This window comes from Caldifermentibacillus hisashii, from assembly GCF_039654145.1.
GTDB classification, from domain to species: domain Bacteria; phylum Bacillota; class Bacilli; order Bacillales; family Caldibacillaceae; genus Caldifermentibacillus; species Caldifermentibacillus hisashii.
In genome coordinates, this window is record NZ_CP155467.1 from 2,400,266 (window position 1) to 2,414,234 (window position 13,969).

14 protein-coding genes and 1 other annotated feature are annotated in these 13,969 nt (G+C 37.1%); all 14 genes read right to left on the reverse strand.

The window, feature by feature from the left end; genetic code table 11:
• Positions 1–372 precede the first annotated feature (372 nt).
• The 14 genes from NSQ14_RS11490 to yqfC all read right to left on the reverse strand — a co-directional run bounded on the left by NSQ14_RS11490 (position 373) and on the right by yqfC (position 13,917).
• Positions 373–1,188, reverse strand: coding sequence for a pyruvate, water dikinase regulatory protein (locus NSQ14_RS11490; protein ID WP_034771113.1), 816 nt, complete (start codon positions 1,186–1,188; stop codon positions 373–375).
• Positions 1,189–1,207: 19 nt separating this feature from the next.
• Positions 1,208–1,843 carry a helix-turn-helix transcriptional regulator gene (locus NSQ14_RS11495; protein WP_034771115.1) on the reverse strand — a complete coding sequence of 212 codons (636 nt, stop codon included), beginning with the start codon at positions 1,841–1,843 and terminating at the stop codon, positions 1,208–1,210.
• Between the two features lie 114 nt (positions 1,844–1,957).
• Complete coding sequence (gene glyS / locus NSQ14_RS11500; protein WP_034771117.1) at positions 1,958–4,021, reverse strand: glycine--tRNA ligase subunit beta; 2,064 nt, start codon at positions 4,019–4,021, stop codon at positions 1,958–1,960.
• A complete protein-coding gene (gene glyQ, locus NSQ14_RS11505) occupies positions 4,014–4,904 on the reverse strand; it encodes a glycine--tRNA ligase subunit alpha (RefSeq protein ID WP_034771120.1) in 891 nt (296 codons plus the stop codon). The genes glyS and glyQ overlap by 8 nt, the downstream gene beginning before the upstream one ends.
• Before the next feature lie 130 nt (positions 4,905–5,034).
• Positions 5,035–5,208 (reverse strand) — a binding site (T-box leader).
• A 96-nt stretch (positions 5,209–5,304) separates the two neighbouring features.
• On the reverse strand, positions 5,305–6,048 hold the full coding sequence (gene recO, locus NSQ14_RS11510) for a DNA repair protein RecO (protein WP_034771123.1): 744 nt from the start codon (positions 6,046–6,048) through the stop codon (positions 5,305–5,307).
• Positions 6,049–6,081: 33 nt separating this feature from the next.
• Positions 6,082–6,222 (reverse strand): YqzL family protein, encoded by a 141-nt coding sequence (locus tag NSQ14_RS11515; RefSeq protein WP_072012691.1) that lies wholly within the window; start codon positions 6,220–6,222, stop codon positions 6,082–6,084.
• Positions 6,223–6,351: 129 nt separating this feature from the next.
• Positions 6,352–7,263 carry a GTPase Era gene (gene era / locus NSQ14_RS11520; RefSeq protein WP_034771125.1) on the reverse strand — a complete coding sequence of 304 codons (912 nt, stop codon included), beginning with the start codon at positions 7,261–7,263 and terminating at the stop codon, positions 6,352–6,354.
• Positions 7,256–7,654, reverse strand: a complete 399-nt coding sequence (locus NSQ14_RS11525; protein WP_034771128.1) for a cytidine deaminase — start codon at positions 7,652–7,654, stop codon at positions 7,256–7,258. Before NSQ14_RS11525 ends, era begins: the two co-directional genes overlap by 8 nt.
• A 227-nt stretch (positions 7,655–7,881) precedes the next feature.
• Positions 7,882–8,244: a diacylglycerol kinase family protein gene (locus NSQ14_RS11530; protein ID WP_034771130.1), complete on the reverse strand. Its 363-nt coding sequence runs from the start codon at positions 8,242–8,244 to the stop codon at positions 7,882–7,884.
• Positions 8,245–8,257: 13 nt separating this feature from the next.
• Entirely contained in the window at positions 8,258–8,728 is a 471-nt protein-coding gene (gene ybeY, locus NSQ14_RS11535; RefSeq protein WP_034771132.1) for an rRNA maturation RNase YbeY, read from the reverse strand.
• Positions 8,729–8,733: 5 nt separating this feature from the next.
• On the reverse strand, positions 8,734–10,815 hold the full coding sequence (locus NSQ14_RS11540; RefSeq protein ID WP_235819453.1) for an HD family phosphohydrolase: 2,082 nt from the start codon (positions 10,813–10,815) through the stop codon (positions 8,734–8,736).
• Between the two features lie 417 nt (positions 10,816–11,232).
• Entirely contained in the window at positions 11,233–12,186 is a 954-nt protein-coding gene (locus NSQ14_RS11545) for a PhoH family protein (RefSeq protein ID WP_082026150.1), read from the reverse strand.
• A gap of 14 nt (positions 12,187–12,200) precedes the next feature.
• Positions 12,201–13,406, reverse strand: coding sequence for a sporulation protein YqfD (gene yqfD / locus NSQ14_RS11550; protein WP_095141287.1), 1,206 nt, complete (start codon positions 13,404–13,406; stop codon positions 12,201–12,203).
• A gap of 226 nt (positions 13,407–13,632) precedes the next feature.
• Entirely contained in the window at positions 13,633–13,917 is a 285-nt protein-coding gene (gene yqfC / locus NSQ14_RS11555) for a sporulation protein YqfC (RefSeq protein WP_034771140.1), read from the reverse strand.
• Positions 13,918–13,969: the final 52 nt, after the last annotated feature.

Genomic DNA, 13,969 nt, shown 5'->3' on the forward strand with positions numbered 1-13,969 from the left:
GTATATAGCCTATATTTAGAAATTCTACATTCCTCCACAAATTCCTTCTTAAAAAGACAAATTTCATAGGAATGACATAATTTCCTTTTTATGTTTGAAAAATTCGTGTCGAAAAATTTTTAAACGATTTTCTTGACTTTCATCACTACTAAGTTTATTCTTAAAACCCAAAGTCTAAACCTCTATTCGCGAATTTTCCGTACAATTTTTTATTATAGTATAAATAAATATTTTTTTCCATTCCATTATTTGTGATTTTGACCAAAGACTGGTTTTTATTCAAAATTTACGAAAACAGCTTAAGCAAAAAAATAGAGGTGTCCCACTTTTGTCACTGATGGATATATCAATGAGTGGGGACTACCCCGTTCCTTACTTATTACCTATATTTTTTTTATAATAATTGACAATCAAATTCGCCGTTTCTTCAACCGCTTTATTCGTTACATCAACCAGATAACAGCCGATTCGATCGGTAATCTTTTCAAAATAAGCTAATTCTTCCTTAATTCTTTCCATTCTCGCATAATTCGCCCTTTCATCTAACCCTAAAGCAATAAGTCTTTCTTTTCGTATATAGTTTAATTGGTCGGGACTAATTTTTAAACCGATGCATTTTCTCTTGTCAATTTCGAAGAGCTCTTCCGGTGGTTCTACCTCGGGAACAATTGGAACATTAGCCACTTTGAATCGCTTTAAGGCAAGAAATTGGGACAGTGGTGTTTTCGATGTTCTGGAAACGCCGATCAATACAATATCTGCTTTTAAGATTCCGTTTGGGTCTTTTCCATCATCGTACTTTACCGCAAATTCGATTGCTTCGATCTTTTTAAAGTAATCTTCATCTAATTTTCTGACAAGGCCAGGTTCGTATTTTGGCGTGACTCCTGACATTTTTTCAAATTTATCAATTAAAGGTCCTAAAACATCAAAGGCAAAAATATTTTCACTTTTCGCATGTTGTGATAAATATTTGCGCATTTCCGGTTTCACCAATGTAAAAACAATAATACCTTGATTTAATTTGGCAAGCGATATTACCTCATCAATGGTGGTAAAGTCCTCAACATAAGGAATTCTTTGCAAATCCACGCCCGCCCCGTTGAATTGGCTGATCGCTGCTTTCGTTACGAGTTCAACCGTCTCTCCTACTGAATCCGATACTACATATATCGGAGGTCTCGTCATTTGAGTATCATCTCCTTAATTAATCCTCATTAAAAAGGGAGACAAATGCTTTTGTGATATTGGATTTTGTAATTCTTCCAACTACTTCATAACCATTGTCCCGCTCTCTTACAATTGGTATCGCATCAATTTGTTTTTCAATTAATTTTTCTGCAACATGGATAAGTAAATCATCACCCTTACACATCGTAATATTCGGCATGCGCGTCATAATTATATGGACAGGAACCGTGTTTAAATCTTGTTTGCCGATGCTTGCTCGTAAACAGTCTTTTCTTGATAAGGCACCAACTAACAAATTATCATTATCAACAACAAATAGCGTGCCTACGTCTTCTAGAAACATCGTTACGATTGCGTCATAGACGGTCACATTTTCATTAACTACAACCGGGATCGATTTGAAATCATTTACCTTTATTTTTTTTATGCTTTCTGACAGTAATTGTGTACTGCTTTTGCCGGTATAAAAATAGCCGACACGCGGCCTTGCATCCAAAAATCCGGCCATGGTCAGGATGGCTAAATCCGGACGCAAGGTTGCACGTGTTAAGTTTAATTTATCTGCAATATGTTCACCTGTTATCGGACCATTTTCTTTAACGATTTCAATAATTTTTTCTTGCCGTTTACTTAGTTCTATTTTACTCACCACCCGACTAAGCCAAAAATAACATATGATTCTCTAGTTAATTATATACTATTTTCCAAAACAGACAAATTAGACATATCTATTTTAAGAAAGTTTACCAATTATATGTTGTAATTATTATTTTACAATAATCATTGAAAATTGGGCGAATCCACCAATTAGATTTGAAAGACTTTTTAATAAGGACAAGCGATTGTTGCGAATTTGTTCTGCATCGACCATAACCATTGTTTGATCAAAAAACTGATTGATTGGATTTTTTAAACGAACCAGCAGTTGATAATATTGTTCCGGATCTGTTTCATACAATTGGCTTTTCATTTGTTGATAGGCTTCATACAATTGACTTTCCGTCTCATTTTCAAACAGTCCCGGGTCAATTTCGATCGCTTCCTCAAATTTTTTTGTAATATTAATTACCCGACTGAGCGCTTCAACATTTTCTTTAAAACCGGCTTCCTCTTTTTTGTGATCAAGGATGGCGGCTTTTTCAATAAGTGATTTTACATCTCGAATCGGTGCTTCAAGAACCGCATCAACAATATCATAACGAATTCCTTTCTCTGCCAACAAATGTTTAAACCGTAGTTGGAAGAAAGAAAACATATCCGCAAAAACTTCTTGTTCATTCCGTTTTGAAAATTTGACTGTTTGTTTAATACTTTCTTTTAATAAAGCAGTGAAGTCAATGTTCCAACCTTTATTAGCCAAAATTTGGACAACACCCGTCGCTTGTCTTCTTAAACTATACGGATCTTGAGAACCGCTTGGAATTAACCCGATGGAAAAGATGGAAGCAATCGTATCCAATTTATCGGCAATACTGACGACAGCACCCGCTTCTGTTTCAGGAAGTTCGCCGTCTGCATTTTTTGGCATATAGTGTTCATTAATCGCTTTGGCAACTAATGGATTTTCACCATGAATCACAGCGTATTTTTCTCCCATAATCCCCTGAAGTTCCGGGAATTCGTCCACCATTTGCGTCACAAGGTCAAATTTACAAATTTCCGCTGCACGCAATGTATGTTCTTGCATCTCCTTACTTACAGGTAGTTGTTGCAAGATATATTGTGATAAAGATTTGATCCGCTGTAATTTTTCTTTGTATGTTCCGATTTGATCATGATAAACGACCTTTTCCAATTTATTAATCGCATCATTAATGGATAATTTTTGATCTTCTTCATAAAAGAAAACAGCATCTTGAAGCCTGGCACGAATCACCTTTTCATTCCCTCTTCGTACATTGTCAAGATGATTGGCGTCTCCATTTCTAACTGTAATAAAATAATTTAATAAACGGCCGCTTTCATCTTTTACCGGGAAGTACCGCTGATGCTCTTTCATCGTAGTAATTAATACTTCTTCCGGTAGTTGCAAATATTCCTTTTCAAAAGAACCAAATAACACAGTAGGATATTCAACAAGGTTGCTAACTTCATCTAATAAATCGGGATCGATTGGGACATGCCAATTCTTTTCATTTTCTAATTGATGAATTTGTTCTAGAATCATCGCTTTCCTTTCTTCGTAATCGACCATCACATGTTGGGCGAGCAATGCTGTTTTATATTCTTTCGGTTCACGGATAACGATTTCCTGACCGAGGAAACGATGTCCATATGTTTTGTTGCTTGCTTTCACATTCGTAATTTCGATTGGGAGTATTTGACTGCCGTATAAAGCAATAATCCAGCGAATCGGTCGAATATAGCGAAGATCAAAATCTGCCCATCTCATGTTTTTTGGAAATGATAAACCGGTAATCACTTCTTTTAAGTTTATCAATACATCCATGGTATTGCGACCTTGAATATGTTTAGCAACATGGACATATTCAGTACCGTCGATTTCTTTAAAATAAATATCATCCACGGTTTTCCCTTGCCCTCTAGTAAAACCTGCAGCAGCCTTTGTCCAATTGCCGTTTTCATCAAGAGCGATTTTTTTCGCAGGTCCTTTCACTTCTTCATGTAAGTCATCTTGCTTTTCATTGACTTCTTCCACGAGAACAGCAAGTCTTCTTGGTGTTGAATAAACATGGATCTTTCCAAAACCGATATGTTGTTCCGTTAGTAGTTCTCGCACCCGATCCGCAAGTTGATTGGCGGCATCTAATACAAACCGGGCAGGTATCTCTTCAAGACCGATTTCCAGTAATAAATCCGATTTATTCATGTTCATTCCCCTTTCCGTTTTTCAAAATTGGGAACCCTAGTTTTTCACGTTCTTCATAAAATGTTTGTGCCACTTTTCTGGCTAAATTTCGGCAACGAGCAATATAACCGGTCCGTTCTGTTACGGAAATGGCCCCTTTTGCATCAAGTAAATTAAATGTATGTGAACATTTTAAAACATAGTCGTATGCCGGATGGACAAGTCCCTCATCCATTTGACGAATCGCTTCTTTTTCATAGATATTGAACAAATGGAAAAGCATATCGACATCGGATGTTTCAAATGCATATTTAGAATGCTCATATTCCGGCTGCCCAAAAATATCACGTACGGTAAAACCTTCCGTCCATTCGAGATCAAAAACATTTTCTTTGTCTTGAATATAGGAAGCCAGTCGTTCAATACCATAAGTAATTTCCACGGAGACCGGTTTACATTCCAAACCGCCCACTTGTTGGAAATACGTAAATTGCGTAATTTCCATCCCGTCAAGCCAAACTTCCCAACCGAGTCCCGCACAACCCAATGATGGATTTTCCCAGTTATCTTCTACAAAGCGGATATCATGTTCCAATGGATCAATCCCTAAAGCACGTAGAGAGTCTAAGTAAATTTCCTGGATATGTTCCGGGGATGGTTTCATAATGACTTGGAACTGATGGTGTTGATATAAACGATTTGGGTTTTCCCCATATCTGCCGTCTGCCGGTCTTCTTGACGGTTCAACATAAGCCACTCGCCAAGGTTCAGGTCCGATTGCCCGTAAAAACGTATAGGGACTCATCGTTCCGGCTCCCTTTTCCACATCATACGCATTCATTAAAATACATCCTTGATCCGCCCAATGCTTTTGCAAGGTTAAAATCATATTTTGGATATTCATGTGTACACCTCTTTTTAATAATGATGATTCTTTTTATTGTTGTTGCAAAAAATGACATCTTTTGACCTATTCCTGCTAAACTTGGCTTTTATGCGAACAAAAAAACTCTCATCCCTATGCCAATGAACAGCATAGGGACGAGAGTTTTTCCCGCGGTTCCACCCTATTTGCCGGATTTTTGCCGACCACCTTTATTACAAATTGCTCAGGAACGCCCTTCCTTAATGCTCTATACCTAGCTTGCACCATCCTAGGTTCGCTCTTATAGAGGTAATTAAGTACTCCTTTCCTTCACAGCAATAAAAAAGTATATTTTTAACGTATCATATCGAAAAAAATGATTCATGTCAATATCCACCGATTGAGCAGCTAATTTGTTTTCACTGTTGACCAATGAAAGTTATTGAAGTTTATCCAACTGTTGTAAAAACTTTTTCGTTTTTAAATATACACCGGAATATTCTTCATAATAAGCGGATATACATGTCTCAAGTTCCTTTTTTGTAGATTCTTTTACATTAATCGTTCCTAACCGATTAAGATCAAAATGAAAAAACAGTCGTAATAAGCGGATGGTCGCTTGGTTAACCTTTAAATGATGCGGATCATGATGCAGGCAATGTTCACATAAAATACCGGCCTCTTTAATTGAAAAAACAAATGGACCGTCCTGATTTCCACAAATGGCGCAACAGTCAAAATTTGGACGCAACCCTAAAACGGGCAGCATTTTTATCTCGAAAATATTTTTGATAATTTGAGGTTCATATCCCTCGTCTATATATTTCAAGGTTTGATATAACAATTCAAATAAAAAAGGGTTGTTCTTACGCTCGTCGGTACTTTTATCTAATAATTCAACTATGTATGAAGCATAAGCCGTGGAGATCAAATCATTCGTGATTGAGCGAAATATCTCAATGATTTCACCTTGTTGGATTGTTCCTAAACCTTGACCGGTGAAACAAAGAAAATACCCATAAGTAAAAGGCTGTGACACAGAGGCAAGCCGGCTGTTTGGTTTTTTCGCTCCTCTGGCCACAGCGCCAAATTTTCCGATTTCACGGGAATAAATGGTCAATATTTTATTCGTTTCTCCATAATCGATCGAGCGCAGAACAATACCTTCAACTTTTTGAAGCATTGAAGGTCACCATCCGATTTTAACGTAAAGGTTTCAGGTCACAGAAATATCAACATCAGCTAGTTCTAGATCATTTTCTGGTGCTTCTTCCATTTCTTTTGATAATTCCTTGTAAAGGAGATATGTGTCAATATTTCCTGTTTGGGTAAAAACCTTCCAAGTAAAATGTAACATGGAAATCCCCACCTTTCAAATTTTTAAACTAGCTAAGACCTTAACCTAATCGTTATGTTTTCCTTACTTTAAAAAAATCATAAGTTACAGATTTTGTCATTTTCTTAATCATTGGCGACAACAAAATCATTAATATTCATCTTCACGATAACCGAATTCTTTCAAGAGAGACGCTTTATTCCGCCAGTCTTTTTGAACTTTCACCCATAATTCCAAAAACACTTTTGACCCGAGCAAATTTTCAATATCGGTTCTCGCCCTCTTTCCGATTTCCTTGAGCATACTCCCTTGTTTCCCGATAATGATCCCTTTTTGGGAATCTCTTTCAACAATTATGGCTGCCATAATATGGACGGTTCCGTTTTCTCTCGTTTCAATTTTTTCAATGATTACCGCTACCGAATGTGGAATCTCTTCCCTAGTTAATTGGAGTACTTTTTCCCTGATTAGCTCGGCAATAATAAATCTTTCGGGATGATCGGTTACTTGATCACTCGGATAATATTGTGGACCTTCAGGCAAATATTTTTGGATCGTATGAAGTAGATGATCCACATTATTTCCTTCGAGGGCAGAGATCGGTACGATTTCAGAAAATGGAAATTTGTCTTTATACCGGTCAATGATGGTGATTAAATCATCCGGATGAACTAAATCAATTTTATTAATAACTAAAAATACTTTCGTTTGAATCCCTTGTAATTTCTCCAAAATAAATTCTTCACCGCGACCAAATCCTTCCGAAGCATTAACCATAAATAAAATAAGATCTACTTCATTCAATGTGTTTGTCGCCACTTTTATCATAAATTGCCCCAAACGATGCTTCGGTTTGTGGATGCCAGGTGTATCGATAAAGATCATTTGCGCCTCTTCGGTTGTGAGAACTCCTTGGATTTTATTTCTTGTCGTTTGTGCCTTGTCGCTCATTATAGCAATCTTTTGACCGATTACTTTGTTTAAAAATGTTGATTTTCCTACGTTGGGGCGACCAATGATGGTGATAAAACCTGATTTGTATGTCTTTTCACCGTTACTCATGTAAATCCCCCGCGTTAAATGCGCCCGGTAATAACTCTTTGACGGTTGTTTCCAGCAAGTCGCCCTTTAGATTGGTTAAAACAACTTTCATATCGGGCGGACAAAATTCTGAAATCACTTGACGGCAAGCACCACAAGGAGAGCAGGGCCGATCCGTGTCGGCAACAACAGCCAACAATTTAAAGTTTTTTTCACCTTCTGAAATCGCTTTAAAAAATGCAGTTCTTTCGGCACAATTCGCCATACTGTAGGCTGCATTTTCAATATTACAGCCTCGGTATACTTTACCATTTTCCGTCAGCAACGCCGCTCCAACGGCAAATTTGGAATAAGGGACGTATGCTTGTTTTCTTGCTTCTTTTGCTTCTTCAATTAATTGTTCAATATCCATCACTGTCGAATCCTTTCTTACTGACTTAAATTTATTTTACTATAAAAATATCCATTTGTTAATAGTCAATTTGTAGAATAGACTAACTCTTTTATATTTTCGAATTATAGGCATTAATACTAAGCGTTTAAAAAGATTTTACGAAAAAATCCGGCCTTTCGTGTTTGTTGGTTAGAAAAATCTGTAGTTAGCCTCATTTAAGGCTATACCTTAGAAGGAAATTTCAATTAATCAATGAAAAAGATATAAAGCTTGGAACCAAACAGCAAAATTCCAATAATCACACTTGTTACAGCGGAAATGAGACAGGCAGCCGCAGCAATATCTTTTGCCTCTTTCGCCAGCGGATGATATTTCGGACTCACCAAATCGACGGTCCGTTCAATAGCGGTATTGATTAATTCAGCAATAATCACAACGGCTATAGTTAGGATAAGAATCATCCACTCAGAAATGGTTAGCTGAAAGACAAAGCCAAAAACGATCACAAGGAAAGCTGCAATCATATGTACTTTTAAATTTCTTTCACGTTTAAAAGCGGTCATTAATCCTTCAAATGCATAGCGAAAAGATAAAAAGAATCTCCTCATGGTAGAACCTTCCCTACCTGGTTAATCCAAACTCTTGGAGAATTTCTTCTTGTCTCGAAAACATTTGCTGCTCTTCTTCTTTTGTTCCGTGATCATAGCCCAACAAGTGTAAAAACCCGTGAACAGCAAGGAAACCCAATTCTCTCATAAACGAATGACCATATTCCTCTGCTTGCTGTTTTGCTCTTGGTATGGAAATGATGATATCACCTAACACACGCGGCATATCTTGTCCGATAATTTCCATTTCACCTTCTGTATTTTCCTCCAAAGCAAAGGAAATCACATCAGTCGGACGATCGATTCCTCGATATTCCCGGTTAATTTCATGAATCTTTTCATTATCGACAAAAGTTAAAGATAACTCGCTGTCTCCGGTTACTTCTTCCCGTTTCGCCGCTAATTGTAATAACTGTAATATTTGTTGCACTTGTTCCGGTGCTAATTCTCCTGTTTCGTCTATATAGTCAATTTCTAATGTCATTTTTTTCACCTTTCATTTTTTATTTCCGGATATTCGATCCGATTATGGAAGATGCCATGTAGAGTTTCTAACAATGTTTTTTCAATAATCGTCAGTTCTTTAAACGTTAGGTCGCAATCACTCAATTGCCCGTCATTTAACTTATCTTTAATAATATTTTTTACCAGCTGTTCAATTTTTTCCATCGTCGGATTCGCCATCGAACGGACTGCCGCTTCAACACTATCGGCGATGCTTATCACAGCAATTTCTTTCGTTTGCGGTTTCGGGCCCGGATAGCGAAAATCATTTTCACTTACATCTTTCCCCATTTCTTTCGCTTTATGGTAAAAAAATTTCAAAAAACTTGTTCCGTGATGCTGTACTGCCACATCAACGATTTCTTTAGGCATTCGATGGGCTTTTAGTATTTCAGCCCCTTCAGTTGTGTGGGTAATGATGATATCCCGACTTTGTTCCGGTGTCAATCGATCATGCGGGTTGCTCATATTCATTTGATTTTCGATAAAAAAGCTTGGTCTTTTCGTTTTCCCGATATCATGGTAGTAGCTTGCCACTCTTGCTAATAACCCATTGGCTCCAATGGCTTCACATGCACCTTCCGCTAAATTTGCGACCATTACACTATGATGATAGGTACCGGGGGCAACCGTTAAGATTTTTTTCAATAAAGGGTGATTTGGATTCGATAGTTCGATTAATTTCATCGTTGATAAAATGCCAAACCCTGCTTCAAAAAATGGTAATAGTCCGATCGTTAATACAGACGAAAGGACGCCGGAGAAAATTGCCATCACTACATAAAACAAATAATGAATGCCGGAAAACTTTGAATTTGGAATAAAGAGCATGGCAACAATAACAACAATATTCACGAGCGCTACAAACAGACCTGCTTGAAAAATTTTTGTGCGATGATTTTGATTTGTTAAAAAGAATAGCCCACTTAATCCGCTAAATAAAATGTACAGGCTAATGATTAAATGAAAAGGACCGGATGTTTGGCTATTAAAAATAATCGCACCACTTGCGGCTAAAATTACCGTACCGATAAAACCGAGACGATCATTAAGCAGTATTTTTATGAGCATTGAACACATGGCTGCCGGAAAAATGATGGCCAAATCAACATTATCAACCGGAATCAAACTGATCCCTTTCATGATTATGAATGAAATAATCAATATGGTACCGAAAATTAGTAATTCCTTTTGCTGATTTTGATCTTGCCGCTTATATCCCCGAAAATAGGAGAATATACTTGCTAAAAGAATAAGAACAAATAAAAGTAAGCCGATAAAAGGCAGATGCGAATTATTATTATCCAATAGACCGAGCAATTGAAGTTGCCGGTAAATTTCTTGATCAATTAATTGGCCTTCTTCCACAATAATTTGTCCCTGCAAAATCCGTACAGGTTCAACATTTTCACTCGCCTGTTTTTTTAATTCTTCCGTGGCTTTCGGATCATAAAATTCATTTTGGATAATCGCATATCGGCCGAGCTCAATCGTTGCATTTTTTAAATCTTGCGGCAATGAAATATAGCGAATTTGATCTTCCACTTTTTTCTTTGCGTTTTCCACTTCATTTGCGGAAATTCGTTCGGTCATAACTTTATTGACTGCTGTTACCGCTGCGTCTTTTGCTATTGATAAATCGGTTTTTGTATGGTTTACAAGAGCTTTAAGCGTTGTTTCCGAAAGATCATTGTTTACAGTATTGGTAAGTTTTTCCTTTAGCCATTCCAATCGCTCATTTTCTGACGGTACACTTACCGGACTGTCAGGAGTTTCGGTCGCCGCTGATTTTTTTACCAGTTCATTTTGCAAGTCAATAGCTGAATCAAAGATGGAACTAATCAAATCAACACGGTTTTGCGCATATTCTTGTTTCATCACATATTGTGGTTTAACTTGACTAACCACTTCATTCCGTTTTTTTTCAGTTTGTTCTTTATCCTCAATTGTAATCGGAGAACGTATTGTTTCCTTTGCAATCGAAAATTGTTCCACATCCAATTTAGCCGGTTTGACATTACTGTACATGGAGAAAAACATGACCAAGCCGATAGTAAGAAAGACCATCCAGTAGGTCAGCTTTTTATTCAATTTAACTAGTCTTTTAATGAAAAACTTTTTATTTGTTTTCACACTCGTCAGGCCCCCAAAAAAGGTACGTTCGTATATTATTGTACAGAATTTTTCTGCTAAATTGTAGTAATAATAGATTATACGTTAAATATAGATTTCCAGCAAGGTTGCCCGTACGATCAGTTGGAATTTTTTTGTTACAGATAAAGTGGCCGATTTTGGTTAAATCCCGATGAAAGCAATTTTTAATCAACTATTAAAGCAAAAAAGCAATGGGTTGTGAAACCTATCGCAAGCCAAGAGAAAATCTAATTATTAATAAAATGCAAAAGAGGCTGTCCGCTTAACCCGACAACCGTAACGAACCACCCCATAACCTTCAACGATTGCCGGGTATTTTTTGGTACAGCCTTAATTTGTATCAAAATGCTCGTACGCATGAATAATCTTCGCAACTAATGGATGGCGTACAACATCACTTTCTTCCAAATAAACGAAAGCAATATCCGGGATGTTCTTTAAAATCTTTTCCACCGACGAAAGACCAGAATGTATCCCACGTGGTAAGTCAATTTGTGTTAAGTCCCCGGTAATGACCATTTTTGAACCAAAACCGAGTCTTGTTAAAAACATCTTCATTTGCGCCTGCGTTGTATTTTGTGCTTCATCAAGAATAACAAAAGCATCGTCTAGTGTACGGCCACGCATATAAGCAAGCGGAGCAATTTCAATCGATCCGCGTTCGATTAATCTTTGGGTATGTTCTTGTCCAAGGACATCATGAAGTGCATCATATAATGGTCTTAAATAAGGATCAACTTTTTCTTTTAAGTCCCCAGGCAAAAACCCTAAACTTTCTCCCGCTTCCACAGCTGGGCGGGTTAAAATGATTCGTTTCACCAGATTATTTTTTAGCGCATGAACGGCCAATACAACTGCCAAGTAAGTTTTTCCTGTACCGGCCGGGCCAATTCCGAAAACAAGATCATGATTTTTTATTGAATGAACATATTGACGCTGACCCAATGTCTTTACACGAATCGGTTTTCCTTTTGCATTCCTCGTAATTTCTTCTTTATATAATTCATTAAAATATTCGATTGTCCCTTGTTTTTCCATTTGTAAGGCTAATGAAACATCACGAGGGCTAATCGTAATTCCTTTTTGAACATTTTGGTGAAGGGCGTTTAAAATATGTTTCGCCGATTGGATATTCGCTTCTTCACCAGTAATCCGGATCACTTCACCTCTTGTCGTGATCGAAACACCCAACTCATTTTCAATCAATTTTAAATGGCTATCTGCTGTTCCGAATAAAACAATCGGATTTTCTAAATCATCTAAAGGATATTCTAGTGTATTCAAAAATGACAACACCCCTAATTTTGAATAATTGGCTCTTCTTGCGGAATAATCGGTTCTTCTTTTGCAATATTTTCAATCACATCGTAAGTTACCAATAATTTTAATTTACCATTCTCTACCTTTTCATGCAAAACTTTTTCTTCCACAATTTTAGCATCTTTCGGGATCGATTCAATGACATTCTTCTTTGCAATGGATAAAGCCAATTGTTTTGCTTCTTCCTCATTATATGCTTTTTCATGAATTTCGACTTCCCGAATGGTAGTTTTCTCAATAGATATAGGCAACGTCCATTTTAAAAACTTTATCGCCGTCTCGTCTTGCTCTTGTTGTTTATTTTGATATTGCACTTTTTTAAATCCCCAAATCGGTATCGATAAATGACCGATTTTAATTGCCGTCCGTCTCACTTCATTACCAGTCATTAATTCAAATTGATTGTGTAATTGAACCTCCACTTCGGTATCATACCATGTTTTACCGAAAATTTCTCCCTTAGCAGATACATATTGAGGTTCATCCTCTTTGCCGATAATCCCAGAGACTAAAAGCTGACCCGGTTTGACAAAATCATGAACAGAAATGACAGGCTGTCCTTTTTCAACGAAATAATCTACAATGACAGCCTCTTTTTTCGCAACGAGATGCTGAGGACCTTTTTTCTCCTGTGGTTCCGGCTGCTCTTTTTCAACCACTTGAAAATGATAGGTTGTCCCTTTTAACTCCACACCAATCCAAGTAATATCTTCATTCATATTGGAAAGCTTTCGCTGAATGGTTTCCGGGTCATCAATAAAAAATTGAAATCCACCTTTTCTTACTCCTAGTTGTTTCAATTGATTGGTGATTTTATACTCTACTTCCGGACTTGCACCTTTTATTTCAATGTTCCAAATCATATTGGATAATAGTAGCACAATAAAGAGGGCAATGACGGCACCGAGCAGAAAACCTGCATTTTTCTTTAATCTTTTCAAGTAGAAAGGAAACCCTGCTTTTTTAATAAATCTAACTTTTACTTGATGATAATGAACGGCTTGTCTAAGGAAGGGAACGTCTTTTATAAACATTTGGAATGTGACCACATTAGGCTCGACACGTTTTACATTCCAAATTTGTACCTTATCCCTGGTTAGTTGGTTGATAAAACGCTCCATTCCTTTCCCTTCAATTTTTACGGTTAAATGACCTGATAACTTGTGAAACCATAAATTTTTCATAACCACACCCCATCTGCCAACCTTCTTTTTGCCAATCAAGTGAAGATTCTTTCTACACTTGAACGGCTCTCTTCGCCGAATAATTCTTATATGTACATCTCTCTCGTGCAAGTGGTGATTCGAGCCATCCAGCGGTTTTGCCCCGCCGAATGGTTGTTGTTCTGATATAAAGAGCCCCAGTTAGACTTGAAAAAACGGGCAAACAGTAAACTCTTCCGAATAGTATTTACTCTGGTATAAAGAGCACCTGTTCAATTTTCCCTTCCAACAATATTTCTTCAGGTAAAATCGTTTTAATGACAAATGCTTTTCCTTTAATCAATAATTGCCCTTGACTTAATAAAATACGGATTTCTTTATCTGAAAAGGAGAGTAGTCCCTTATGATTTTCAATATAAATATGAATTTGTCCCACCATGGTTATCCGGGGAAAATCCATCATAACATCTTCCGGGAGATCCAGCTGATTTGTAATCCATCTGCGCATTTTCTGTCTCCATTTTTTCGCCAAAAAAGAAACCCCCTTTCATTCATAATTATGAATGGAAAGAGGGTTCTAGCAC